The organism is Methylobacterium oryzae, assembly GCF_021398735.1.
Lineage (GTDB): Bacteria > Pseudomonadota > Alphaproteobacteria > Rhizobiales > Beijerinckiaceae > Methylobacterium.
The window spans coordinates 4073011-4095930 of sequence record NZ_CP090349.1 but is presented as its reverse complement, the minus strand read 5'-3'; the positions used below and the strand labels follow the sequence as shown (position 1 = coordinate 4095930).

Below are 22920 nucleotides of genomic sequence, written 5' to 3'. Positions count from 1 at the left end.
GGGAGGTCGGCCCCGCGTCCTGCGGAGCCCGGACCTAGCGCAGGGGCGCCCCGGGATCGATCGCCGGCAGCTCGTTCGCCGGGAGCCCCGTTCCCGCCTGGGCCTGCGGTCCGGCGGCGCCGCGGGCGCGGTTGGCGAGGGCGACGGTCAGGCGCTCGGCGGTCTCGGGCTGCATCACCGCCAGGACCTCGGACATCTTGCGGGGGTTCATGGCCAGCACGATCGGGACCAGCACGTCGAGCCCGAGCCGGTCGAAGACCCGGGCGGCGTCCTTGGGCTTCATCGCCTCGTACATCGTGACGATGTTCTTCAGGGCCTGCTTCTCGGCGTCCTCCTTCGCCTTCGCGACGGCGTCGACCTTGTCCTCGGCCTTCTTGAGGTCGCCGAGCCCGGTCTCGAGCTTGCGCTCGGCCTCGCCCAGCATCTTCTCGCGCAGCTCGAGCTCGTCGCTCTTCTGACGCAGGGCATCGCGCCGGGCACCGAGCTTCTCCAGGAGCAGGCGCTCGGTGGGCGAGGCTGAGCTCCCGGCCGCGGGCGGTGCGGACTGGGCCGGGGCCAGGGGAGGGGCCGACGGCTGCTCGGGCGCGGCTGCCGGCGCCTCCTTGGCGCCCACCGAACCGGTCGTCACCGGATCGAAGGGCTCGAAGCCGGTGCGCGCCCGGGCGACCGCGCGCCCGTAATCCGGCAGCGCCGCGCTCTCCGGCAGGCCGGCCTGCAGCAGGCTGAGCAGCTTGAGCACGAGCAGCCCACCGGCCGCGAGCGCCACGGCGTCGATGAGGCGGAGCCGAAACTGCCGGACGGGCTTCCGGCGCGCGCGCCGCTCGGGCGTCGCGGCGCGGCGTATCCGCTCCTCGGGATCCGGCTTCGGCGGCGGGATCTTCGGGGCCTTGACCCCGGTCACGCGGCGCGCGCCCGGACGCGGGCGAGGGCGCGCTCGCTCATGGCCAGCGCCGCCGCGGCCGCCACGCCGAGGCGCTCCCCGTTCGGACTGGCGTGCTCCGGCCGGCGCTCGGCCGGGATCTCCGGCGCGCGCGTCGGCTCGGGGACCGCCTGCGGCGCGGGCCTCGGTTCGGGCGCGGGCTCGGGACGGACCGGCACGGCGCGCATCTGCGCCACGATGGCCCCGATGCGGGTGATCACGCCCTCGCCGGCCTCGACCTGCAGCCGCAGCTCGCCGGCGCGGATCGTGGCGGTCTCCAGGCTCGCGTTCAGGGTGCGGTCGCCCTCGTCGATCGCCGCCCGCAGGCCCGCGATGGCCCGCTCGGCCGTGCCGGTCGCCACCATCAGGTCGCCGATGGTCTGGCGGAGGGCGGCCTCGTCGCCCTTCATCTGGCCGATGCGGCGCGAGAGCCGGAGGGACGTGACGATGGTCGCCGCCAGGAGGACGGCGACCAGGATGTCGGCCGCGAGGGTGACGAAGAGACTCATGACCGGACCCTCATCGGCACTAGTTGTCCGAGCGGTTGTTCATCGAGGCCTCGTAGGCCTGGATCGTCGTGCGCGAGCGGCGCAGCGGCCGGGTGACCTGGACGGCGATGTGGCCGTCGACCCGGCCGATCCGCCCCTGCGTCAGCGCCCAGTCGCCGCAGCGCACGGTGATGAGGTCCGAGGGCTTGGCCTCGAACATCAGCGTCTCGCCGACCTTCAGGCTCATGACCTGCTTCAGCGGCAGCATCATCTCGTGCAGCACCGCGTCCATGGTCACGTCGGCCTGCCAGATCTCGGTGGCGAGATGGCCCTCCCAGACGTGGTCGCGGCCGAGCTTCTCGCCCATGAAGCTCTGGGTCAGCAGCTCCCGGATCGGCTCGATCGTCGCGTAGGGGAACAGGATCTGCAGCATGCCGCCGCGCCCGTCGACATCGAGGCGCAGGCTGATCAGGATCGCGGCGTTGCCGGGCCGCGTGATGGTGGCGAAGCGGGGGTTGGTCTCGATCCGGTCGATGCCGAAGCTCACGGGCGAGAGCGGCTGGAACGACATCTCGAGGTCGCCCAGCACGATCTCGACGAGGCGTCGCACCAGCGTCATCTCGATGGCGGTGAACGGCCGGCCGTCGAGGCGGCTCGACGAGCCGCCGCGCTTGCCGCCGAGCAGCAGGTCGAAGGTCGCGTAGGCGAGGTTCGAGTCGACCGTGACGAGGCCGGAATTCTCCCACTGCTCGGCCCGGAACACGCCCAGCAGCGTCGGCAGCGGGATCGCGTTCAGGTAGTCGCCGAAGCGCACCGAGGTGATGTTGTCGAGGGTCACCTCGACGTTGTCCTGGAACAGGTTGCGCAGGGAGGTCGACAGCAACCGGATCATCCGGTCGAAGACGATCTCCAGCATCGGCAGGCGTTCGTACTGGACGACGCCCGAATCGACGATGGCCTGCACGCCCCCGGCCCCGGAGGCCGAGAGCTCGCGCATGGAGAAGCCGAGGACGCCGTCGATCTCGTCCTGGTTGAGCACCCGGTCGTTGCCGGCGAGCTCGGGGAGGTTGTCGCTCTCCCCGTCCTCGATCATCGTCGCCCATTCGGCGGCGACGTCGCCCGCGTTGCGCGTGGTGCCCTGCTCGGCGAGCGCCGCGCCCCACTCCTCGGCCAGCGACGTGTCGCCGCCCTCGGCCCCCTGCTCCAGGAGGGCTGCCGACCAGTCGTCCTCGGGGAGTTCGTCCTCGGGTTCCATCAGGCGTGCTCGATCGGGGCCCGGCGCGGCGCGGCGCGCGAAGGACGGGGCAGGGTCGCGGGCGCGCTCACTGGACGATCACGTCCTTGAACAGCACCGCGTCGACCTTGGCGGGGTACAGGGCGATGTTGATCCGGCGCAGAAGCTCCTCGCGCAGCCGGAACAGGCCCATCGAGTTGGTGATGTCGCTGGCGCGCAGCTCGCGCATGTAGACCTGCAGCGCGTCCTCCACCCGCGGCATCAGGGGCTTCACCTCCTCCTCGACCTTGGCGTCCTTCAGCTCCAGCGAGATCCGGACCTTCGCGTACTTGGCCTTGTCCTGGGGCAGCTCGGGAGAGAGGTTGAGGAGCATCTCGCGCACGTCGACGAAGACCACGGCCTTCTTGGCGTCCGGGCCGGCGCCCTTGGCGTCGCCGTGCCCGCCGCCATGGCCGCCGCCCTGCGCGGCTTCCTTGCCGTCGCCCTGGCCGCCGCCGCGCATCATCAGGAAGGCGCCCGCGCCGCCGCCCGCGATCAGGACCGCGAGGGCCACCATGATCATGAGCTTCTTCTTGCCCTTCGGGGCGCCCTCGGCTTTGGCCTCGCCGTCCTCGGCGGAGGCCTTTTTCGGCGTCTTGGCCATGGAATAATGCTCTCTCGCGGGAGACCGCGCGCCAGGTACACCTGGATATCGGAGCATCACGGTTAACGCGCCGTTAAGGAGGCAATTCCTGCCGGGTCAGGTTTGCCGCGGCGCAGCCCCCGCGCCGCCGCGACACGCGAGCGTCGCTAACCAAGTCCCTGTCACAACGCTAAAATTTGCCGCAGACGGGTTTGGCACAGCGGATGCTGAATGGATCGTTGCCGCCTCCGCGGCCCGCGAGTCCCAGAGTCCACGATGCAGAATGCCCTCTTCGTCGGCGTGTCGAGCCAGATGGCGCTCCAGCGGGAGCTGGACGTGATCGCCAACAACATGGCGAACGTCTCGACCACGGGCTTCAAGGCGCGGAACACACGCTTCGAGGAATACCTGATGCCGGTGGCGAGCGCCGATTCGTTCGCCCGGCCCGACCGGCGCCTGTCCTACGTCATCGACCAGGGCACCAGCCTCGACCTCGGGCAGGGCCCGATCGAGCAGACCGGCAACCCGCTCAACGTGGCGGTCAAGGGCTCGGCCTTCATCGCCGTGCAGTCGCCCCAGGGCGAGCGCTACACCCGGAACGGCGCCTTCGAGCTCGACGCGCAGGGCACGCTCGTCACCAGCGACGGCTACAAGGTCGTGGGCGAGGGCGGCCCGATCAGCATCAACCCGCAGGAGACCGGCCTCGCCATCGGCCCCGACGGCACCGTGTCGACCAACCTCGGCATCCGCGGGCGGATCAAGCTCGTCACCTTCGCCAACCCGCAGCGGCTGACCAACGAGGGGACCAACCTCTACGCCTCGCCGGAGCCCGCCCGCCCCGCCGGGATCGACGGGCGCCTGGAACCCGAGTCGCTGGAGCGCTCCAACGTCCGCCCGGTGATCGAGATGACCCGGCTCATGGACGTGAACCGGACCTACGCCATGGTGTCGAGCATGATCTCGCGCCTCGACGACCTGCGGGGCACGGCGATCCGCCGCCTCGCCGACGTCGCCTGAGGAGGCCTGACCGATGCGCGCCCTCTACTCCGCCGCCACCGGCATGGCGGCCCAGGAACTCAACGTCCAGGTCATCTCCAACAACATCGCGAACCTGCGCACCACCGGCTACAAGCGCCAGCAGGTGCACTTCCAGGATCTGCTCTACCAGAACATGCGCCGGGCCGGCGCCTCGACCTCGCAGCAGAACACCCAGCTCCCGGCGGGCCTCAGCCTCGGCTCGGGCGTGAAGACCACCTCGACGGCCCGGGTGATGTCGCAGGGGACGCTGTCCTCGACCGAGAAGGATTACGACGTCGCGATCCGCGGCGACGGGTTCTTCCGGGTGACGCTGCCGGACGGCCGCACCGCCTATTCCCGCGACGGCTCCTTCGACCTCTCGGCCCAGGGCCAGCTCGTCACCCGCGACGGCTACCTGCTCGATCCGGCGATCACCGTGCCGCAGAACGCGACGTCCGTGACGATCAGCGCCACGGGCGTCGTGCAGGCGAACATCCCGGGCCAGACGGCGCCGCAGGCGCTGGGCCAGTTCCAGCTCTCGCGCTTCGTCAACAAGGTCGGCCTCGAGTCGATCGGCGACAACCTGTTCGTCGAGACCGCAGCCTCCGGGCAGGCGATCAGCGGCCTGCCGGGCGCCGACGGCTTCGGCAACCTCCAGCAGAGCTACCTGGAGGAGGCGAACGTGAACGCCGTCACGGAGATCTCGTCCCTGATCGCCGCGCAGCGCGCCTACGAGATGAACTCGAAGGTCGTCACCGCCGCCGACCAGATGCTCTCCACCACCACGCAGATGTTCCGCAGCTAACCGCGCGACCCGCACCCCGCTTCAGGTCCCTGAACATGTATGCCGGCATGCATCCCGACCCGCTCGATCCCGACTTCGGGACCCTCGACCTGCCCCGCATCGCCGCGGGGGCCGGGGACGACATCAGCCCGATCGTGCGGCGCGTCCCGCGGCGGGTGATGCCTCTCGGCGCCGCCGTCATCCTGCGCGCGCTGCTGGCCTTCCTCACCTTCGCGGCCCTCGGCGCCCTGGCGATCCCCGCCATGGCGCGGGCGGAGGGCCTGCGGCTGCGCGGCGACGTCACCGCCCGCGGCGACGTCCTGACGCTCGCCGATCTCGTCGAGGGCGCGCCCGAGCGCCTGGCCACGCGCCCGCTGTTCCGCGCGCCCAGCCTCGGCGCCACCGGGACGATCCAGACCCGCCGCATCCTCGACGCGGCCTCCGCCCTGGGCCTCAGCGGCCTGGAGACCGGCGGCCGGCTGCAGATCGCCGTGCAGCGCGCCGCCCGCCGCCTCGGGCCGCCGGAGATCGAGGCGGCGCTCAAGCGCGGCCTCGAGACCGGCTACGGGCTCAACGCCCAGAACATCGCGGTCCGCCTCGACGGCGACGGGCCGACCCTGCTGGCGCCGCTGGACCTCGAAGGGCAGGCCGCGGCCCTGGACCTGACCTACGATCCGCGGTCGCGCCGCGTCGCGGGCCTCGTCACCCTCGGCGAGCGGCAGGTCTCGCTGCGCGTCTCCGGCGTGGTCGTGGAGCTGCGCGAGGTGGCGGTGCTCACCCGGAACCTCAACCGCGGCGAGCCGGTGAGAGAGGGCGACGTCGCCCTGGAGCGGCGCCCGCGCGAATCCGTCGCCCCCGACGCGCAGGGCAGCGCCACGACCATCCTCGGCGAGGTCGCGCAGAACACCCTCACGGCCGGCACCGTGCTGCGGGTCACCGACACGGCCCCGCCCGACCTGGTCGCCCGCGGCGAGAACGTGACCATCGTGTACGAGACGCCGAGCATCAGCCTGTCGATGCGCGGCCTGTCGAACGATTCCGGCCGCATGGGCGCCGTCGTCAACGTCGTCAACGTTGCCTCCAAGAAGGTCCTGCAGGCCACCGTGATCGGCCCCGGCCGGGTCTCGGTGAGCCCCAGCCCCGCGGCCCGGCAGGCCGCCGGCGCCGCCCCCGTCCAGGCGACCGCCTCCCTGCGCTGACCGCCCGCCCTGCACGCGTCGAAGAGTGATAGCCCGATGGCCCGTCGCACCGTCCTGAACCCGCTCGCCGCCGCCCTGATCGCCGGCGCGCTCGGCGCCTGCAACACCGCCGACCGCCTCTCGCAGGTCGGCCTGACTCCGGCGCTGTCGGCGATCGAGGACCCGACCGCGCAGCCGGGCTACAAGCCGGTGCGGATGCCAATGCCGGACGTGCAGCCGGTCTCGTACGCGCCGAACTCGCTGTGGCGCACTGGCTCCCGCGCCTTCTTCAAGGACCAGCGCGCCGCCAAGCTCGGCGACATCCTGACCGTGAAGGTCAAGGTCACCGACCAGGCCAACATCAGCAACGAGACCAAGCGCTCCCGGGCCAACACCGAGAGCTTCGGCCTGCCCAACGCCCTGGGCCTGGAGAACAACGCGGTCGGCAAGTCCTTCGGCGTCGGAAGCACCGCGCTGCTCTCCGCCACCTCGGCCATGGCCAATGACGGGGCCGGCTCCGTCCAGCGCACCGAGTCCGTCCTGACGAACGTCGCCGCGGTGGTGACCCAGGTCCTGCCCAACGGCAACCTCGTGGTCGAGGGCAAGCAGGAGATCCGGGTCAATTTCGAGGTGCGCGAGATGATCGTCGCCGGCGTGGTGCGGCCGGAGGACATCGAGTCCGACAACACCATCGACTCGGCCAAGATCGCCCAGGCGCGCATCGCCTACGGCGGCCGGGGCCAGATCACCGACGTGCAGCAGCCGCGCTACGGCCAGCAGCTCGTCGACATCCTGCTGCCGTTCTGAGGCACCTCAGGACGGCTCCTCCGGCTCCGGCCCGCGCGTCACGTCGAGGCCGGAGCCCGCGCCGGGGGGCGGGCCGACCTTGACCGGCGCGCCGGTGCGGGCGGCCTCGTAGATCGCCTCCATCAGGACCTGGTCCTGCAGACCCTCCTCGCCGGGGGTGCGGGGCCGCAGGTTCTCCTGGATGCACCGCGCGAAGTGGTCCAGCTCCAGGGCGAACTGGTTCTTCGGGCTCAGGACCTTCTCGTCCCGGGCGGCGTTCCTGCCGTCGCGGTGGCCGATGTAGAGACGCTGGCCCTGGTAGGCGAAGGCGTTCTGGAGATCGACGGAGGCGGTCCCGGTGTGCAGGGTCAGGCTCCGCGCCTCGTAGACCCCGTAACTCGTCAGGCACTGGGCGATCACGCCGGACGGGAAGTGGAGGGTGAAGCTCGCCGTCTCCTCGACCTCGCGGTACTTGGGATCGTCCGGCGGCGCGTAGATCTGGGCCTGGATCAGGTTCGGCTCCTCGCCGAGAACCGCGCGGGCGGTGTTCAGGCAGTAGAGCCCGATATCCGGCAGCGAGCCGCCGCCCGCCAGCGCCTTGCGCAGGCGCCACTGCTCCGGAAGACCCGTGGTCTGGCCGTTGAAGGCCTGGATCAGCCGCGGCCGGCCGAACTCGCCCGAGCGGGCGAGCTTGATCACGGCCCGGTTGTGGGGCTCGTACTGGCACCGGTAGGCGATCATCAGCTTGACGCCGGCCTTCGCGCAGGCCGCGATCATCTCCCGGCACTCGTCCGAGGTCACCGCCATCGGCTTCTCGCAGAGCACCTGCTTGCCGGCCGCGGCGGCCGCCACGACGTTGTCCCGGTGCACGCCGTTCGGCGTGACGATGTAGACCGCCTGGACGTCGGGGTTGGCCTTCAGCCGATCCCACGCGTCGTAGCCGTAGACGGCGTCGTCCGGCAGCCCGTACTGCCGCGCCACGAGCTTCGCCTTGTCGGGCGAGCCCGACATCACCGCCGCGAGACGGGCGCGCTTGCTCTCGCCGAACGCCGGCAGGATCTCGTCGAGGCTCAGGCGCCCGAGACCCACCACGCAGTAGCCGACGCGCTGGCCCGGCGGCTGCGGCGCCGGGCTCGGGGCGGGCGGCCGGTCGCCCGGCCCGCGCCAGTTCGGGAACATCACCTTTCCGCCCTGCACGGCGCCGGTATCGGCCGGGACCGAAGGGGCCGGCGGGGCGGCCGGCGCCGCGGCCTGCGCGCCGCCGCCGGCCGCGGCGCCGGCCAGGGCGCCCCCGGCCGCGAGGAGAGTGCGTCGTGAGAGCCGGGTGTCGTCCGCCATGTGCCTCGCCGTGTCGCCGGATCGGGAGGGCCGCGCCTGGGGCGCCGCCCGCGCCGGGAGCCGCCGGATGGCGGGACCGCGCCCTCAGTGAACGCGACCCGGCTCGTGGCTGTTTCCGTCGAGGAGCGCGGCGCGCAGACGCGCCACCTCCGCCTCGCTGGCGGCGAGCCGGCGCGCGACCGCCTCGGGCTCCGTCGCCGCGCGGGTCTCGGCGAAGCCGAGGCCGACCGACTCGCCCGCGCGCCAGGCCACGAAGGCGCGCCTGGCCTCACCGCGACAGGGGATGAACAGCTCGACGCAGTCGGGGAGCACGGCCTCCGCCGGCAGCCGGACCCGCGCCCCGTCGAGGGACACGTCGCGGACCGTGCAGTCGATCTCCGGGAGGAAGGCCGCGACGCGCAGCCGCCCGCCCAGGCAGACGCGGCGTCGGGCAGTGCGGCGGCGCTCGACCACGATCGTCTGACCCTGACGGTTTCGGTTGCGGGGACAACCGCCATCCAGCCCAAACGGCCCCCGCCCGTCCACTTTAACCGTCTATTTACCTTAACAGCAGGTTCAGGCGGGCGGCGGCGGGTCGGGCGCCTCGACCTCGCCGCGGCGCTGCAGCTGCAGGGCGACGAACCAGCACAGGGACGCCCAGGCGGCGCCGATGCACCAGCCGGCCAGGACGTCGCTCGGCCAGTGCACGCCGAGATAGATGCGGCTGATGCCGACGAGCAGCGTCACGCTCACCCCGAGCGCCAGGACCAGCGCCTTGGCGCGGCGGTTGCGCTCGATCCGGGCGATCAGGGTCGCCAGGGTCAGGTAGGCGATCGCCGACATGGTGGCGTGGCCGCTCGGGAAGCTCGCCGTGAACACCTCCATGCCGTGGGGCACGAGGTCCGGCCGGGGCCGATGGTAGAAGATCTTCAGCACCGTCGAGACCAGCTCGCCGCTCCCCACCGCGGCGAGGACGTAGAGACCGATGCGTCGGCGCCCGGACACGCCGAGATAGGCCGCCACCGCGCAGGTCAGGAACAGCACGGTGAAGACGCTGCCGAGCCCGGTGATGTCGCGCATCGCCTCCTCGAGCCAGGGCGGCCCGATCGGGTCGGCGAGATCGGCGGGGTTGCGCAGGGCGAGCAGGATCCGCCGGTCGAGGGCCGCGGTGGAGCCCTCGCCGACCTCGTGGGCGAGGTAGAAGAATCCGTAGCCGAGGATGCTCAGGCAGAGCAGGGCGACGAGGGGACCGACCTCGTTCAGGCGCAACCGCAGCCAGACCGCCATCGCGGGCTCGATCAGCCGGTTCTGCCGCAGGTTGCCCGGCGCCCTCATGGCGCGGTCTCCCGGTGCGCGTCGACATCCATCAGGCATTCTCTCCGAAGGGCAGGCGGGCGACGGCGTCCCAGGGGCCGCCGCGGTAGCGCCAGAGCAGGGTGCCGGGGGCGGTGAACCGGAACGGCACGAACCCCGCCGACAGGTCGGCTTGCAGCGCCCGGGCCGTGTCCGGCGACACCTTGTTCTGCACCGTGACGTGCGGGCGCCAGCCCTGCCGGTCCTGGGCGGTGAGGTGGGCCGCGAATTCCTGCGCGAGGCGGCCCCGGAAGCGCGCCAGCGCGTCGGAGTCGAGCGCGTAGGCGACGCCGCGGCCGGTGAAGCGCAGGCCGGTCACCGCGACCTCCGGCGGCGGCACCGTGCGGGCGAGGGCGGTGATCGCCTCGATCACGCCCCGCTCCCGGTCGCCCGGCAGGTGGTGGAACAGGGTCGCGTGCGCCGGGATGCGGTTCAGGGCTTCCGGGAAGTGGCGGCGCCGCTCGCCGTCGAACCGCGCGAAAGTCGGTTCGTCGAAGGCGAGCGTCAGGATCAGGGGGTCCGCGTCGGTCATCGGGGCCAGATGGCGCCCGCGGGCGCTCAGGTCCAGTACAGGATCCGCGCGGCCGGCAGGTCGCGGGCGAGGCAGGCGGTGAGATGGGCGCGCATCGCCTGCATCAGGGGCTTCGGGAAGACGTGCTTCACCGAGCCGAACTTGGTGCGCTTCTCGACGCGCTCCGCCTCGTCCAGCGGCAGGTCCGAGCCGGGATACCAGCCGCGCAGCACCGCCTTCGAGCCCGGCGTGAACCGGTGGGTGATGAGTTCGGCGGTGAGGTCGAGATCGGGCACGCCGGCCAGCGCGTCGGCGGCGGCGCGGACCAGCCCGGCATAGGCGTCCTCCCAGTCCGGGACCGGCAGGATCGGCGCGACGGTCAGGCCGACCGGGTAGCCGGCCCGCGCCGCCGCCGCCAGGGCGGCGAGCCGCGCGTCGAGGGGATCGGTGCCGCCCTCGTAATGCGCGGCCGCCCGCGGATTGACCGAGAAGCGGATGCGCGTGCGCCGGTTGTGCGGCAGGTCGAGGAGCGGCTCGACCGCGGCGAACTTGGTGGTGAAGCGCAGCTGCACCGGCGCGTCCCAGGCGCCGAAATGTCGGATCGCCGCCGAGAGCGAGCCGGTCAGGTGCTCGATGCCGAGGGGATCGGTGTAGCAGGACGCCTCGAAGGTGGTCCCCTCCCGCGCCCGCTCGGCGGAGGCCGACGTCACCGCGCCGCGCCCCGCATAGTCCGCGAGGTTGTCGAGGATCGCCGCCAGATTGGCGTAGGCGCGGGTCACCGGCGGCCCGGACAGAGAGCCCGCGAGGTAGCAGTACTGGCAATGGGCCGGGCAGCCCTCGGCGAGGTCGAAGCGCCAGTCGGCCGAGGGCGGGATCGGCTGCAGTCGCAGCTTGGTCGGCGGGGCGACCGTCAGCGCGAGGGTCGCCTTGGCGGCCGCGTAGGCGCGGCGCGGATCCGGCTCGCGCGGGCTCGGCAGGCGGTTGGACGCCAGCCGCTCCACCGGCAGGCCCAGCGCCTCGGCGCGGGCCAGCATGGCCCGCCCGTGGGCGTGCTCCAGGGCGGCGGGCATGACCAGCACGCGGCGCGGGCGCCACAGCCGCGCCGGGCGGGCGGGCTCCGGGCGGATGGGCTCCGGGCCCCCGGCATGCTCCGGGCGATCGCGGGTCTGGACGGCCGGTGCGGGCGAGGGCGTCATGCCTGACGAACGCGCGGTCCCGGTGCCGGGTCCGGCCTAGTCGCCCGCTCGCGGTGCGGCTAAAGCACCGTCATGTCTGCAGGCAGGGAGAGCGTACATGTCGGCCGCGACGGCTGGTTATTCCTCACGGGGGGGACCAACCGGGTCATGGACCGGTATCGCGGCGGCCTGCGGCACTGGCTGCTGCTGCGCGGCTGGACACGGCTGATCAAGGCCCGCGCGCGGCGGGCCGAGAGCCTCGGCATCCGCTGCCTGCACGTGATCGTGCCGGAGAAGCTGTCGGTCTACGACGACAAGACCGACGGCCTGCGCTACGCCCCCGGCAAGGCCTCGACCCGGCGGCTGGCCCGCAGCCTCGCCCGGCATCCGGCCTATCTCGACCTTCTCGCCCCGCTCCGCGCCGCCCGGAACGGGCCGGTGCCGCTCTACCTGCGCACCGACACGCACTGGACCGCGCAGGGCTGCCTGCTGGCCTACCGCGCGATCATGCGGGCGCTCGGGGCGATCCCGCCGGCCGACATCGGCGCGCGTCCGGGCATCGTCTCGGACCAGCTCATGGATCTCGGCGAGAAGCTGCCGGAGCGGCCGCGCGAGCGCCTGGAACGGTTCATGCTGCAGCGCGACGCGTCGCGGGTCGAGACCGGGCCGCTGCTCGCCGCCTACGAGGCGGAAGGGCGCGACCGGGAGGTGCATGTCGGCGCGCATGTCGTCTACCGGAACGCGTCACCGGCGGCCGATCCGCGCCGGCTCGTCCTGTTCGGCGATTCCTGCGCCCATTTCGACCCGTTCCTGCTGACCGGGCTACTCGCCGAGAGCTTCAGCGAGGTGCACTTCGTCTGGTCGTCGAGCCTCGACTGGGCCTATATCGAGCGGGTCCGCGCCGACATCCTTCTGTTCGAAATCGCCGAGCGCTTCCTCGCCAAACTCCCGAAGGACGATTTCGACGTGGCCGTCGCCGGCCAGCGCGGGACCGGCGGCCGCCTCGCGAAGCTCCGGACCGGCGGCCTCGACGCCGTCGGCCGCGGGGCGAAGCCTCAGTAGATGGCCTGATCCAGGCGGGCGAAGTCGGCGACGCTCGCCGCCTGATACTTCGCGAAGGATTCCGGCGCGTAGGCGATGCCGATCATCAGGACGAGGAGCGTCGCGAGGCACGCGAGCGTCGCGGTGACCACGTCGGCGTGGCGCCGCAGGGCGTGGATCACCAGGCACCCGAACGTGAACAGGGCCGCCTCGGCGACGGGCACCAGCGCGAACGACATCACTTCACCTCCATCGATCCCCCACCGGGTCGGGCAGCTGCGGCACGCGCACGGCGACGGGTGGGTGCCGCGAGACATGGCGGACTTTGCTGCACCGCAACAGACAGGCGGGCGCAGGCCTGCCTTGCGTGGCGTTCGCGGGCGGACGCGTCCCTTCACACCGACCGCGCGAGGCCCATCTCGGTCGGACCTCTCGGACAGGCGGAGACGACGATGGGCCTCCTCGTAGACGGCATCTGGCGCGACCAGTGGTACGACACCGCCGCGACGGGCGGCCGCTTCGAGCGCAAGGCCTCGGCCTTCCGCAACTGGGTCACCGCCGACGGGTCGGCAGGCCCCTCCGGCGCGGGCGGCTTCCGCGGCGAGCCGGGGCGCTACCATCTCTACGTGTCCCTGGCCTGTCCGTGGGCGCACCGCACGCTCATCGGCCGGACGCTCAAGGGGCTGGAGGACGCGATCTCCGTCTCGGTGGTCGACCCGCACATGGGCGCCGAGGGCTGGGTCTTCGGCGACACGCCGGGCGCGACGCCGGACCCGATCCACGGCGCCCGGCGCCTCTACGAGGTCTACCTGGCGGCGGACCCGTCCTACAGCGGCCGGGTCACCGTGCCGACCCTCTGGGACCGGGAGCGCGCCACCATCGTGTCGAACGAATCCGCCGAGATCCTGCGGATGCTGAACGACGCCTTCGGGGGCACCGGCCCCGACCTCTATCCCCCGGACCTGCGCGCCGAGATCGACGCCGTGAACGGCCGCGTCTACGACCGCGTGAACAACGGCGTCTACAAGGCGGGCTTCGCGACCACGCAGGAGGCCTACGCCCAGGCCTTCGAGGCCCTGTTCGCGGAACTCGACGCGCTCGAGGCGCGCCTCGACCGGAGCCGCTACCTCTGCGGGGACCGGCTGACCGAGGCCGACATCCGGCTGTTCACGACGCTGGTGCGGTTCGACGCGGTCTATGTCGGGCACTTCAAGTGCAACAGGCGCCGGATCGCCGACTACGCGAACCTGTCGAACTACCTCCGCGACCTCTACGCGCTGCCGGGCGTCGCGCCGACCGTGAACCTCACCCACATCAAGCGGCACTATTACGAGAGCCATCCGACCATCAATCCGACGGGGATCGTGCCCCTCGGGCCGGACCTCGACCTCGCCGCGCCGAACGACCGGGCCCTGCGGTTCGCGGGCTAGCGGGCCGCCCCGCCCGGCGTCCCTTCCGCGCCCGTGCGGCTGGGTTGAGGGCGTTCGGCGCGTCCGCGACACACCTCCCGTCGCGCCGGTCCGGGGGCCGTGCCCCTCGACGGCGTGCGCGGCGCGCCTAGTTCGGCTCTCAACCGGAGGATGCCCGACACGCCATGACCAACAGCCTGCGCCTCGCGCTGCTCTGCGCCCTCGTCAGTCTGCCCTCCGCGGCCCGCGCCCAGGCGGCGTTGCGGCTGGAAGGGACCTGCGAGAAGCTCGTCATCGGCACGCAGGACCTGAGCGCGGCCTGCAGCAACGTCCTGACGAACGCGGTGAGCCGGAACCGCACGAGCTTCGACTTCACGACCTCCGACGGCCAGACCCTCAGCTTCAGCGGCAACGGCGCCCAGCAGGAGGCCACCGAGGAGACCGATCCGCTGCAGCCGATCAACGTCGTCACCACGGGCAAGGACGGCGCCCCGATCCTCGCGATCGGCGCCTGCCGCTTCTCGACCCCGGAAGCCGGGCGCACCGCGATCACCTGCGAGGCCAGCACCGCCGACGGGCGTCCCTTCGCCGGCACGTTCGTGACCGCCGCCAAGGCGGCGGCGGGCGCGCCGGCCGCCGCGCCGCCGCGCTGAGGATCCGTCCCTCCGGGCTGGTCAGACCGGGGCGGAAGCCCCATTTAAGGCGCTCCACGAAAAAGGTTCCGAAGCCAGACCGATGCTCAACGACACCCTCGCCGCGGGCGGTACCCCGGCCGGCGACACCGGCTCCCTCATCAAGGACACGACCACCGCGAGCTTCCGTCAGGATGTCATCGCCGAGTCGATGAACCGGCCGGTCCTGGTCGATTTCTGGGCACCCTGGTGCGGGCCCTGCAAGCAGCTCACGCCGGTCTTGGAGAAGGTCGTCCGGGAAGCCGCGGGCGCGGTCGTCCTGGCGAAGATGAACATCGACGAGCATCCCTCGATCGCCGGTCAGCTCGGCATCCAGTCGATCCCGGCGGTCATCGTCTTCCAAAAGGGTCAGCCGGTCGACGGCTTCATGGGCGCGGTCCCGGAGAGCCAGATCAAGGAGCTGATCGCGCGCGTGGCCGGTCCGCAGCAGGACCCGCTGGAGGCGGCCCTCGCCGACGCGGCGGCCCTGATCCAGGAAGGCGACCTCGCCGGCGCCGCCGAGATCTACGCGGCCGTGCTGGAGCAGCAGCCCGACAACGTCACCGCTCTGGCCGGCCTCGCCAAGATGCAGCTCGACGCGGGCGAGATCGAGAACGCCAAGCGCGTGCTGGCGATGGTTCCGGAGGCGAAGGCCGGCGACCCGGCGCTCGTCGGCATCCGCGCCGCCCTGGAACTCGCCGAGCAGGCGGCGTCGCTGGGCGACCTCGCGGGCCTGCAGCGCGAGGTCGAGGCCAACCCGGACGCCCATCAGGCGCGGTTCGACCTCGCGCTCGGGCTCGCCGCCCGGGGCGAGCGCGGCCAGGCGGTCGATCACCTGATCGAGCTGCGCAAGCGCGACAAGGACTGGAACGAGGACGGTGCGCGCAAGCAGCTGCTGCAATTCTTCGAGGCCTGGGGCGTGATGGACCCCGACACGATCCGCGGCCGGCGCAAGCTCTCGGCACTTCTGTTCTCGTGAGGCACCGGCTCGCGCGCCGGCCCACCGATCGGCCCCTCTGGGAGGCGCCATGAGCACCCATGCGAGCTACAAGGGCCCCGCGGATTGCCCGGCCGTGATCCCGGTCTTCCCGCTGTCCGGCGCGCTGCTGCTGCCGCGGGGACAGATGCCGCTCAACATCTTCGAGCCGCGCTATCTAGCGATGGTCGACGATGCCATGCGGACGGACCGGATCATCGGGATGATCCAGCCCGACCCGGAAGGGTCGGGCGGATCGAATCCGAAGCTCTACCGCGTCGGCTGCGCGGGCCGCGTCACCCAGTACGCCGAGACCGGCGACGGCCGGTACCTGATCTCGCTCACCGGCGTCACCCGGTTCCGGGTCGAGAGCGAGCTGGCCTCGATCGGCCCCTATCGCCGCTGCCACGTCTCCTACGACGAGTTCGCGGTGGACTTCGAGCCGCGGGCGGGCGAGGAGCAGGTCGACCGCGAGGGCGTCCTCAAGGCGCTGCGCGATTTCGTGGAGTCGAACGACCTCAAGGTGGACTGGGCCGGGATCGACGAGGCGCCCGACGAGGCGCTGGTCAACGCCCTGTGCATGATGAGCCCGTTCGGCGTGCGCGAGAAGCAGGCGATGCTGGAGGCTCCCGACCTGAAGACCCGGGCCGAGATCCTGATCGCGGTCACGCAGATGGAACTGGTTCGCGGCTCGGGTCCCGAGTCGCCGATGCAATAGGTTGCCCCACCGATGTCCAACGATCTCACCGCCCCCGTCGAGGCGACCCGCGTCGACCCGAAGCTCCTGGAGATCCTGGTCTGCCCGCTGACCAAGGGCACCCTGGAATACGATTCGGCCCGGCAGGAGCTGATCAGCCGCTCGGCGAAGCTCGCCTACCCGATCCGCGACGGGATCCCGATCATGCTGCCCGAGGAAGCCCGGCCGCTCACCGACTGAGCACCGCGAGTCGCTCCGGCCGTCCCGCGCGGCCCGTCACAACCCGAGAGGGCGGCGCGGCGCGCTGGTCGGCTGCCCGCGCCCGCCGACGGATCCGATCATGGATCCCGCCCGGCCCGATCGAGGCCGGTTGCTCAATCGCCGGCCCGCCCCGAGGCGCCCGAGGCTCTCCCGCGCGGGCAGGTTCGGCCGCGGTCTCGCGGGCGCTTTCCCGCGGGCCCGGCGATCCTCGACATGCGCGAGCAGGACCTTGGCCGCCTCCGTCTCCTCCGTGATGAGCGGAGACTTGGACGCTCCGGTCGGCAGATCAGTCCACAGCATCGTCCGCAACGAGCTTGACTATTGGCCGGGGGACTGTCGGCCGTAATCTATCTTGAACAAGCGGGAGGCAGCCATACTCTTGCCGCTTCCATCGTTCAGCGTCGAGTCATCCTCGATCGATGATTTTGACCGTGCACGCCGCTTCCGGCGGTGTCCGCTTCGCTGAAAGATTGCATCGCATGACCAAGCTGACCGCGGTCGCGGCCCTCGCCGCCGGCCTTCTCCTCCCGACGTGCCTGCCCGCCAGCGCGGGGCCGAGCGCGCATAACGGGCGGTGGTCGGTGGAGCTGGTGACGGAGAGCGGCCTGTGCAGCGCCCGCTACACCTACGCGCTCGCGATCCGCGAGGGGCAGGTGCAGCTCATTTCCGGCAGCGCCGGGGCGCAGGTCAACGGCCACGTGCGGCCCGACGGCAGCGTCGGCATCACGGTCAGCAACGGGACGGCGAGCGGCACCGGCACCGGCCGACTCCAGGCCGGCAGCGGCGCCGGCACCTGGAAGGTCTCGTCCCTGTGCTCGGGCCACTGGACCGCGCGGCGCAGCGACACCCGCACCGCGCAGGCCGACTGAGGTCGCTCAGGCGGCCGCGGCGAGCCAGCTCCGCGCCTCGTCGATGCGGGCGCGCTCGAACACCTTGATCTGGGTCGGCGACACGAAGTTGAAGGTCTCGGCCAGCGCCTTCAGCCAGGGCGCGTCCGTCACCAGGGCGACGTGGCTGATGCTCTTCATCATCGAGATGCCGAAGCGCGGGTCCTTGAAGAAGGCCGCGGGCTCCATGCCCTCGAAGGCGCGGATATCCTCGAGCAGCTTGATCTTGCCGCCCTTGTCGAGGTCGGCCTTCATCGCGGTCATCGCCGCGTTCATCTCCTCGTCGGTGATCTTCCCGTCGACCACGATCTCGGCGACATTCGAATCCGGCGTCTTGGTGTAGGTCAGCACTGATCGCTCCTCCGGGAACCGCATGCGTCCCGTAGCCGGTCTCCGACCAGGGTCCGCCGCCCGTGACCTGAGCCATACCCGATCGCGGGACGAACCGGTATGGCTCCGGACCCTCGCTCTGACGTGCCTCCCGACGGCGAACCGGCGTTCACGAGACCGGGAGGCCCGCGAAGTCTCCTACAAAAAGCTCTGCGGGTCGACATCGATGGCGACCCGGACGTTGCCCCGCACCTTCGGTCCCCGGGCGATCCAGGCGCGCAGGTAGGCCTGGAGATCGACGTTGCGCTCGGTCTTCACGAGCAGCCGGAACCGGTAGCGGCCGCGCACCAGGGCGAGGGGCGCCTCGGCGGGGCCCAGGACCATCACGCCCTCCGGCGGCTCGGCGGCGCGGGCGAGCGCCTGCCCGTGCGCCTCCGCGACCTCGCGCTCGCTCGCCGAGACGATCAGGGCCGCGAGCCGCCCGAACGGCGGCAGGCCGGCCGCCTCGCGGGCCTGGATCTCCTCCGCGTAGAAGCGCTCCGCGTCGCCCGACAGCAGGGCGGCGATCACCGGGTGGTCTGGCTGGTAGGTCTGGACCAGGGCGCGCCCGGGCTTCTCGCCGCGTCCGGCGCGCCCGGTGACCTGCTGGAGCAACTGGAAGGTGCGCTCCGCCGCCCGCGGGTCGCCCGAGGTCAGGCCGATATCGGCGTCGAGCACGCCGACCAGCGTCAGGAACGGGAAGTTGTGGCCCTTGGCCACGAGCTGTGTGCCGATCACGACGTCGCACGCGCCGGCCGCCACCGCCTCGAGTTCCTGGCGCAGACGCTCGGCGCCGCCGGGAAAGTCGCTCGACAGGACGACGATGCGCCGGTCCGGGAACATCTCGGCCGCCTCCTCGGCGATCCGCTCGACGCCGGGCCCGCAGGCGGTGAGATTGTCGAAGGTCCCGCACTCGGTGCAGGCCTCCGGCCGGCGCTCCGCGTAGCCGCACTGGTGGCAGACCAGCGCCCGGCGGAACCGGTGCTCCACGAGCCAGGTCGAGCAGTTCTTGCACTGGTAGCGGTGGCCGCAGGCGCGGCAGAGGGTCAGCGGCGCGTAGCCCCGGCGGTTGAGGAACAGCAGCGCCTGCTCGCCGCGCTCCAGGGTGCCCTTCACCGCGTTGACCAGCGGCGGGCTGAGGAAGCGGCCGCGCTCGGGCTGGTCGAGGCGCATGTCGATCGCGGCGATGTCGGGCAGGCGCCGGCCGCCGAAGCGCTCGGGGAGCAGGACGTGCCGGTAGCGCCCCCGCGCGGCGTTGACGCGGGTCTCGATCGCGGGCGTCGCCGAGGTCAGGACGACCGGGCAGCCCTCGAGGCGCCCGCGCACCACCGCCATGTCGCGGGCGTGGTAATGGACGCCGTCCTCCTGCTTGTAGGCGGTCTCGTGCTCCTCATCGACCACGATCAGGCCGAGCCGCGCGAAGGGCAGGAACAGGGCCGAGCGCGCGCCGACCACCACGAGCGCCTCGCCCTCGGCTACGGCGGCGCGCAGGCGCTCGCGCCGCTTGCCGCCGATCCCGGAATGCCACGCCGCCGGCCGGACCCCGAACCGGGCGGCGAACCGGTCGAGGAACTGCGCCGTCAGGGCGATCTCGGGCATCAGGATCAGGGCCTGCCGCCCGGCCCGGACGCAGGCGGCCACCGCCTCGAAATAGACCTCGGTCTTGCCGGAGCCGGTGACGCCCTCCAGAAGGACCGGGCGGAGATCGTCGGATTCCCGCGGCTGCGGCCGGTCCCACGGGAAGGGGGCGACGAGGGCCGCCACCGCCTCGGCCTGCGCGGGCGAGAGCGGCGCCCGCGGGAAGTCCGGGTCGGGCCGCGGCGCGACCGCCTCCGGCTCGACCGCGACGGTCTCGAGGACGCCGTCGTCGATCAGCCCGTCGACCACCGAGAGCGAGACGCCGGCCTCCTTGGCGAGCGCGCTCTTGCCGCGCAGGGCGCCGTCGGCCGCCGCGGCGAGCACCTTGGTGCGGGCCGGGGTCGGCCGGGACGGGGGCTTGTCGGTGAGGCGCACGGCGACGCGGGCGGTCTCGCCGGCGGCCGCCTCGTCGGGCAGCCGCAGGACCATGGCGAGCGCCGAGCCCTTCGGCGCCAGCGTGTAGCGGGCGATCCAGTCGACGAGGCTGCGCAGCGGCTCCGACAGGGGCGGGTAGGGGAGGCGGCCGGTCACGGGCCGCAGGTTCGAGCCGCCGGGCGTCTCGGCGACGCCCCAGACCACCCCGACGATCTCGCGCGGGCCGAGGGGCACCTGCACCACGTCGCCCGGGGCGAGGTCGAGCCCGGCCGGCGCCACGTAGCTGTAGGGCGTATCGAGGGCGAGCGGGATCAGGATCTCGGCGACGGCGGGCATGCGGGGCTTTTCGGGCGGGTCCGTTCCGGGTCCGTACCATAGGCGCGGGAAAAGAACCCGCCGCTTCAGCGATCCCGCAGCGCCGGCACGAGCGGCAGGGCCGCTAGGCTCAGCGCCGCCATGGCCCAGAAGGCCGAAGCGCCGAGCGCCCCGTAGAGCGCCCCGGAGGCGAGGGTCGCGGCGACGCCCGACAGGCCGAGGCCCAGCGTGCCGTAGAGCGCCAGCGCGGTCGTCCGGAGATCGGCCGGCGTCGACGCCTCGATGAGGCTGAGGCAGGCGAGGTGCAGGAGGGCGAAGCTCAGCCCGTGCAGGGATTCGGCGGCGGCGAGCCAGGGAAGCGCGGTCGTGGATGCCAGCATCGCCCAGCGCAGGCCCCCCGCGCAGGCCGCAACCGCGACGCCGGTCGCCGGGCCGATCCGCGCCAGCAGGGGCGGTCCGACCAGCAGGAAGACCAGGACCTCGGCGGCCACCGAGACCGACCAGAGCAGGCCGGCGGTGGTCGCCGCGATCCCGGCGGACCGCCACAGGATCATGGCGAAGCCGTCGTGCATCGCGTGCGCGCCGATCACCAGGGCGGCGACCAGCACCGTGCGGCGGAAGCGCGGCAGGGCCACCAGGGTGGCGAAGCCCCGCCACCGCGCCCCGGCCTCGGCCGCGCCGCACGGAGGAGCGGCGGGCAGGGCCAGGGCGGCCGCGCCGGCGGCCAGGAACAGGCCGCCGCTCGCCACGAGGGCGGCGGCGAGGCCGTGGAGGCCGATCAGCCAGCCGGCCGCGGCGGTGCCGACGATGAACGCGGCCGAGCCCGCGCCGCGGACCCAGCCGTACTGGAACGCCGCGCCGCCGCGCGCGGCGGCCAGGGCCAGCGCGTCGGCGAGGGGCGCCGGGGCCGCGGTGCCCGCCGCGTAGAGGAGCGCCGGCCCGATCAGCTGCGCCAGCCCGGCGCCGGGCAGGTGCGCCAGGGCGCTGAGCCCGGCCAGCGCGAGGCTCGCCGCCAGGACGGATCGGCCGGCCCGGTGGCGGTCGGCGAAGGCGCCGGCCAGGGGACCGACCGCGAGGCGCAGGGCACCGGCGGCGGCGAGGAGGAGGCCGATCTCGCCGGGCGTCAGGCCGCGCGCGGCGAGGAAGCCCGGCAGGACCGGCGACAGCACCCCGTAGGCGCCGTAGAGCGCCGCGTAGAGGACGAGGAATCGGGCGAGCCCGCCCCACCGTCCCGCCCCTGTCGCCTGCCGCTCCATCGGCGGAGCGTAGCACCGGCGCGCGTCCCGGTGTCAGGTCCGCGCCGGGCTTTCGTCAGCAGGGTCGGCGGACGGCGTAGCGGTAGCGCCGCCCCTGCGCGTCGAGCAGCTCGCTGTCCGGCCCTTCCTGCCACACGACCTCGTCCTCGGGACGGGCCGCGTCGGTCAGGGTCGCCCCACGGACGATGTCGAGGCTGAGGCCGAACCCGTAATTGGTCGCGGTCGCGTCGGTGATCGCGGCCGAGATGTCGGCCTCGTCGGGCAGGCAGGCGAACAGGACGCCGTCGGCGATGGCGAGGGTGTAGGTTTGCACGGATGGCCTCCAGGAGGCTCGAGGAGCGTGGACCGGCTGCGAGGGGCCGAACCTAGGCATCGCGGCCGGGATGTGAACCCTCTCCACCGAGATGCTGCATTGCACCATTTCGTGAGCACGAGCTCCGCGCGTGCCCGCGCCGCCGCGCCTCAGCGACCCAGATGATCGTCGAAGAAGTGAGCCATTTCTCCGAAGACCTCCCTGGTTTCGGGCGCGTCCGGCGTGAACAGGTACTGCGCGTGGGACATGCCCTCGAACACCTGCAGCGACGCCTCGATCCCGGCGGCGCGCAGCTTCCGGTGGGTGCGCACCGTGTTCGACAGGAACAGGTCGCGGGTGCCGGTGACCAGGATCGCGGGCGGGAGGCCGGCGAAGTCGCCGTAGATCGGCGAGAGCTGCGGGTCCTTCAGGTCGCGGCCGGCGGCGTAGAGCTTGGCGGCCGGCGTCAGGTAGCCGGAATAGCTGACGAGCACGTTGTCGAGCCACTCGTTGGTCCGGTAGCTGTCGCCGGTCTCGGTCATGTCCGACCAGGGCGTTCCGAGACCGATCGCCGCGGGCAGCGCGAGCCCCTCGGCCTTGGCGCGGAGCATCAGGGCCAGAGTCATGCCGCCGCCCGTTGAGGTGCCGAACACCGCCATGTTCCGCGGCTTCTGCATGGACAGCATGGCCCGCCACACGGCGGTCGCGTCGTCCATGGCGGCCGGGTAGGGCGCGTCCGGCGGCATGCGGTAATCCACCGAGATGACCTTGTAGCCGCCGAGGCCGGCCATCAGGATCGCCTCCAGCGTTCCGGCCTCGCCGGGATTGTAGACGTAGCCGCCCCCGTGGATGTGCAGGAGGAGCCGGTCGCGGTTGGCCTCGGGGATCTGCCGGGGCTGGATCACGAAGGCCTTCACGCCGCCGATCACCGCGGCCTCGCTGGTGACGCCCAGCTTCTCGCGGAGCGCCGGCAGGGTGGCGGCTCCGGCGGCAGCGAGCTTGTCGACCAGCGCCTTCCAGGCCGCGGCGTCCGGCGGGTTCGCGTTCCAGGCCGGCACCCGGTAGGGCGCCGCCACCGCGGTGCGGAATTGCGGGCTCGTCGTGTCGGGGACCGGCACGACCTTGGCCGGCACCGTCCGCGGCCCCGGGGCGGCGTTGGCCGCGCCCATCTCGGCCTCCAGCTGGGCGAAGTGCGGCACGGCCCGCTCCGCGGGCGCGGCCTGCCCGAAGGCGGCCTGGGTGCCGCAGGCGATCATCAGCAGCGCGGACAGGCTCAGGCGCATCGCGGTTCCTCCCGCGGCAGCCCGTTCCGCGACCCGACTCGGCGGGTGCCGGCCGCGCTCGGCCGA

The 22920-nt window shown here is 72.7% G+C and carries 26 protein-coding genes; 11 read left to right on the top strand and 15 right to left on the bottom strand.

Annotation, left to right across the window (positions count from 1 at the left end; genetic code table 11):
* Positions 1-34: 34 nt before the first annotated feature.
* The 4 genes from LXM90_RS19530 to fliL all read right to left on the bottom strand — a co-directional run bounded on the left by LXM90_RS19530 (position 35) and on the right by fliL (position 3284).
* Positions 35-901 carry a hypothetical protein gene (locus LXM90_RS19530; RefSeq protein WP_020093624.1) on the bottom strand — a complete coding sequence of 289 codons (867 nt, stop codon included), beginning with the start codon at positions 899-901 and terminating at the stop codon, positions 35-37.
* Entirely contained in the window at positions 898-1428 is a 531-nt protein-coding gene (locus LXM90_RS19525; RefSeq protein WP_020093625.1) for a DUF6468 domain-containing protein, read from the bottom strand. Before LXM90_RS19525 ends, LXM90_RS19530 begins: the two co-directional genes overlap by 4 nt.
* Before the next feature lie 19 nt (positions 1429-1447).
* Positions 1448-2665 (bottom strand): flagellar motor switch protein FliM, encoded by a 1218-nt coding sequence (gene fliM, locus LXM90_RS19520; RefSeq protein WP_091681367.1) that lies wholly within the window; start codon positions 2663-2665, stop codon positions 1448-1450.
* 64 nt (positions 2666-2729) lie between these two features.
* Positions 2730-3284 (bottom strand): flagellar basal body-associated protein FliL, encoded by a 555-nt coding sequence (gene fliL, locus LXM90_RS19515; RefSeq protein WP_020093627.1) that lies wholly within the window; start codon positions 3282-3284, stop codon positions 2730-2732.
* A 255-nt stretch (positions 3285-3539) separates the two neighbouring features.
* On the opposite strand from fliL, the gene flgF reads away from it, so the two are divergent.
* From flgF to flgH, 4 genes are read left to right on the top strand one after another with little or no spacing between them, the layout of a single operon-like run.
* Positions 3540-4280, top strand: a complete 741-nt coding sequence (gene flgF, locus LXM90_RS19510) for a flagellar basal-body rod protein FlgF (protein ID WP_020093628.1) — start codon at positions 3540-3542, stop codon at positions 4278-4280.
* A 13-nt stretch (positions 4281-4293) separates the two neighbouring features.
* The gene (gene flgG / locus LXM90_RS19505) at positions 4294-5085 is read left to right on the top strand and encodes a flagellar basal-body rod protein FlgG (protein WP_020093629.1); all 792 of its coding nucleotides are present in this window, start codon (positions 4294-4296) and stop codon (positions 5083-5085) included.
* 35 nt (positions 5086-5120) lie between these two features.
* Positions 5121-6263 (top strand): flagellar basal body P-ring formation chaperone FlgA, encoded by a 1143-nt coding sequence (flgA, locus tag LXM90_RS19500; RefSeq protein ID WP_026605003.1) that lies wholly within the window; start codon positions 5121-5123, stop codon positions 6261-6263.
* 36 nt (positions 6264-6299) lie between these two features.
* Entirely contained in the window at positions 6300-7049 is a 750-nt protein-coding gene (gene flgH / locus LXM90_RS19495) for a flagellar basal body L-ring protein FlgH (protein WP_020093631.1), read from the top strand.
* A gap of 6 nt (positions 7050-7055) precedes the next feature.
* Here the strand turns inward: flgH and LXM90_RS19490 are convergent, their stop codons facing one another.
* The 5 genes from LXM90_RS19490 to LXM90_RS19470 all read right to left on the bottom strand — a co-directional run bounded on the left by LXM90_RS19490 (position 7056) and on the right by LXM90_RS19470 (position 11279).
* Positions 7056-8366 (bottom strand): Gfo/Idh/MocA family protein, encoded by a 1311-nt coding sequence (locus LXM90_RS19490; RefSeq protein ID WP_020093632.1) that lies wholly within the window; start codon positions 8364-8366, stop codon positions 7056-7058.
* Positions 8367-8450: 84 nt separating this feature from the next.
* On the bottom strand, positions 8451-8819 hold the full coding sequence (locus tag LXM90_RS19485; protein ID WP_205833389.1) for a PilZ domain-containing protein: 369 nt from the start codon (positions 8817-8819) through the stop codon (positions 8451-8453).
* A 102-nt stretch (positions 8820-8921) separates the two neighbouring features.
* Complete coding sequence (locus LXM90_RS19480; RefSeq protein WP_020093634.1) at positions 8922-9680, bottom strand: phosphatase PAP2 family protein; 759 nt, start codon at positions 9678-9680, stop codon at positions 8922-8924.
* Positions 9681-9711: 31 nt separating this feature from the next.
* The gene (locus tag LXM90_RS19475) at positions 9712-10230 is read right to left on the bottom strand and encodes a 2'-5' RNA ligase family protein (protein ID WP_020093635.1); all 519 of its coding nucleotides are present in this window, start codon (positions 10228-10230) and stop codon (positions 9712-9714) included.
* Between the two features lie 26 nt (positions 10231-10256).
* Positions 10257-11279, bottom strand: a complete 1023-nt coding sequence (locus LXM90_RS19470) for an SPL family radical SAM protein (protein WP_234083027.1) — start codon at positions 11277-11279, stop codon at positions 10257-10259.
* A 198-nt stretch (positions 11280-11477) separates the two neighbouring features.
* On the opposite strand from LXM90_RS19470, the gene LXM90_RS19465 reads away from it, so the two are divergent.
* Entirely contained in the window at positions 11478-12446 is a 969-nt protein-coding gene (locus tag LXM90_RS19465; protein WP_026605004.1) for an alginate O-acetyltransferase AlgX-related protein, read from the top strand.
* On the opposite strand, the gene LXM90_RS19460 is transcribed toward LXM90_RS19465, so the two are convergent.
* Positions 12440-12664: a hypothetical protein gene (locus LXM90_RS19460; protein WP_020093638.1), complete on the bottom strand. Its 225-nt coding sequence runs from the start codon at positions 12662-12664 to the stop codon at positions 12440-12442. The genes LXM90_RS19465 and LXM90_RS19460 overlap by 7 nt on opposite strands.
* 213 nt (positions 12665-12877) lie before the next feature.
* Between LXM90_RS19460 and LXM90_RS19455 the strand changes: the two genes are divergently transcribed.
* The 6 genes from LXM90_RS19455 to LXM90_RS19430 all read left to right on the top strand — a co-directional run bounded on the left by LXM90_RS19455 (position 12878) and on the right by LXM90_RS19430 (position 17308).
* Positions 12878-13855, top strand: a complete 978-nt coding sequence (locus tag LXM90_RS19455; protein WP_020093639.1) for a glutathione S-transferase family protein — start codon at positions 12878-12880, stop codon at positions 13853-13855.
* Between the two features lie 164 nt (positions 13856-14019).
* A complete protein-coding gene (locus LXM90_RS19450) occupies positions 14020-14487 on the top strand; it encodes a hypothetical protein (protein WP_020093640.1) in 468 nt (155 codons plus the stop codon).
* Positions 14488-14569: 82 nt separating this feature from the next.
* Entirely contained in the window at positions 14570-15484 is a 915-nt protein-coding gene (trxA, locus tag LXM90_RS19445) for a thioredoxin (RefSeq protein ID WP_020093641.1), read from the top strand.
* Positions 15485-15533: 49 nt separating this feature from the next.
* Positions 15534-16199: an LON peptidase substrate-binding domain-containing protein gene (locus tag LXM90_RS19440; protein ID WP_020093642.1), complete on the top strand. Its 666-nt coding sequence runs from the start codon at positions 15534-15536 to the stop codon at positions 16197-16199.
* Positions 16200-16211: 12 nt separating this feature from the next.
* Positions 16212-16418 (top strand): Trm112 family protein, encoded by a 207-nt coding sequence (locus LXM90_RS19435; RefSeq protein ID WP_020093643.1) that lies wholly within the window; start codon positions 16212-16214, stop codon positions 16416-16418.
* 500 nt (positions 16419-16918) lie between these two features.
* The gene (locus tag LXM90_RS19430) at positions 16919-17308 is read left to right on the top strand and encodes a hypothetical protein (RefSeq protein ID WP_020093644.1); all 390 of its coding nucleotides are present in this window, start codon (positions 16919-16921) and stop codon (positions 17306-17308) included.
* 6 nt (positions 17309-17314) lie between these two features.
* On the opposite strand, the gene LXM90_RS19425 is transcribed toward LXM90_RS19430, so the two are convergent.
* From LXM90_RS19425 to LXM90_RS19405, 5 genes are all read right to left on the bottom strand, one after another.
* Entirely contained in the window at positions 17315-17677 is a 363-nt protein-coding gene (locus LXM90_RS19425) for an STAS/SEC14 domain-containing protein (protein ID WP_020093645.1), read from the bottom strand.
* 177 nt (positions 17678-17854) lie between these two features.
* On the bottom strand, positions 17855-20044 hold the full coding sequence (locus LXM90_RS19420; RefSeq protein WP_020093646.1) for a primosomal protein N': 2190 nt from the start codon (positions 20042-20044) through the stop codon (positions 17855-17857).
* A gap of 65 nt (positions 20045-20109) precedes the next feature.
* Positions 20110-21279 (bottom strand): MFS transporter, encoded by a 1170-nt coding sequence (locus tag LXM90_RS19415; protein WP_020093647.1) that lies wholly within the window; start codon positions 21277-21279, stop codon positions 20110-20112.
* Positions 21280-21334: 55 nt separating this feature from the next.
* Entirely contained in the window at positions 21335-21592 is a 258-nt protein-coding gene (locus LXM90_RS19410) for a hypothetical protein (RefSeq protein ID WP_020093648.1), read from the bottom strand.
* Between the two features lie 149 nt (positions 21593-21741).
* Positions 21742-22854 carry an alpha/beta hydrolase gene (locus tag LXM90_RS19405; RefSeq protein ID WP_020093649.1) on the bottom strand — a complete coding sequence of 371 codons (1113 nt, stop codon included), beginning with the start codon at positions 22852-22854 and terminating at the stop codon, positions 21742-21744.
* Between the last annotated feature and the right edge of the window lie 66 nt (positions 22855-22920).

What these genes read in the sequence shown, in the direction of transcription:
- LXM90_RS19405 (WP_020093649.1), bottom strand. Translation starts at nt 22,854, where the DNA reads ATGCGCCTGAGCCTGTCCGCGCTGCTGATGATCGCCTGCGGCACCCAG.
- LXM90_RS19460 (WP_020093638.1), bottom strand. Translation starts at nt 12,664, where the DNA reads ATGTCGTTCGCGCTGGTGCCCGTCGCCGAGGCGGCCCTGTTCACGTTC.
- LXM90_RS19470 (WP_234083027.1), bottom strand. Translation starts at nt 11,279, where the DNA reads ATGCCCGCCGCCCTGGAGCACGCCCACGGGCGGGCCATGCTGGCCCGC.
- LXM90_RS19455 (WP_020093639.1), top strand. Translation starts at nt 12,878, where the DNA reads ATGGGCCTCCTCGTAGACGGCATCTGGCGCGACCAGTGGTACGACACC.
- flgG (WP_020093629.1), top strand. Translation starts at nt 4,294, where the DNA reads ATGCGCGCCCTCTACTCCGCCGCCACCGGCATGGCGGCCCAGGAACTC.
- LXM90_RS19430 (WP_020093644.1), top strand. Translation starts at nt 16,919, where the DNA reads ATGACCAAGCTGACCGCGGTCGCGGCCCTCGCCGCCGGCCTTCTCCTC.
- flgH (WP_020093631.1), top strand. Translation starts at nt 6,300, where the DNA reads ATGGCCCGTCGCACCGTCCTGAACCCGCTCGCCGCCGCCCTGATCGCC.
- flgA (WP_026605003.1), top strand. Translation starts at nt 5,121, where the DNA reads ATGTATGCCGGCATGCATCCCGACCCGCTCGATCCCGACTTCGGGACC.
- LXM90_RS19440 (WP_020093642.1), top strand. Translation starts at nt 15,534, where the DNA reads ATGAGCACCCATGCGAGCTACAAGGGCCCCGCGGATTGCCCGGCCGTG.
- LXM90_RS19475 (WP_020093635.1), bottom strand. Translation starts at nt 10,230, where the DNA reads ATGACCGACGCGGACCCCCTGATCCTGACGCTCGCCTTCGACGAACCG.
- fliL (WP_020093627.1), bottom strand. Translation starts at nt 3,284, where the DNA reads ATGGCCAAGACGCCGAAAAAGGCCTCCGCCGAGGACGGCGAGGCCAAA.
- flgF (WP_020093628.1), top strand. Translation starts at nt 3,540, where the DNA reads ATGCAGAATGCCCTCTTCGTCGGCGTGTCGAGCCAGATGGCGCTCCAG.
- LXM90_RS19415 (WP_020093647.1), bottom strand. Translation starts at nt 21,279, where the DNA reads ATGGAGCGGCAGGCGACAGGGGCGGGACGGTGGGGCGGGCTCGCCCGA.
- LXM90_RS19465 (WP_026605004.1), top strand. Translation starts at nt 11,478, where the DNA reads ATGTCTGCAGGCAGGGAGAGCGTACATGTCGGCCGCGACGGCTGGTTA.
- LXM90_RS19420 (WP_020093646.1), bottom strand. Translation starts at nt 20,044, where the DNA reads ATGCCCGCCGTCGCCGAGATCCTGATCCCGCTCGCCCTCGATACGCCC.
- LXM90_RS19525 (WP_020093625.1), bottom strand. Translation starts at nt 1,428, where the DNA reads ATGAGTCTCTTCGTCACCCTCGCGGCCGACATCCTGGTCGCCGTCCTC.
- LXM90_RS19435 (WP_020093643.1), top strand. Translation starts at nt 16,212, where the DNA reads ATGTCCAACGATCTCACCGCCCCCGTCGAGGCGACCCGCGTCGACCCG.
- trxA (WP_020093641.1), top strand. Translation starts at nt 14,570, where the DNA reads ATGCTCAACGACACCCTCGCCGCGGGCGGTACCCCGGCCGGCGACACC.
- LXM90_RS19490 (WP_020093632.1), bottom strand. Translation starts at nt 8,366, where the DNA reads ATGGCGGACGACACCCGGCTCTCACGACGCACTCTCCTCGCGGCCGGG.
- LXM90_RS19480 (WP_020093634.1), bottom strand. Translation starts at nt 9,680, where the DNA reads ATGAGGGCGCCGGGCAACCTGCGGCAGAACCGGCTGATCGAGCCCGCG.
- LXM90_RS19450 (WP_020093640.1), top strand. Translation starts at nt 14,020, where the DNA reads ATGACCAACAGCCTGCGCCTCGCGCTGCTCTGCGCCCTCGTCAGTCTG.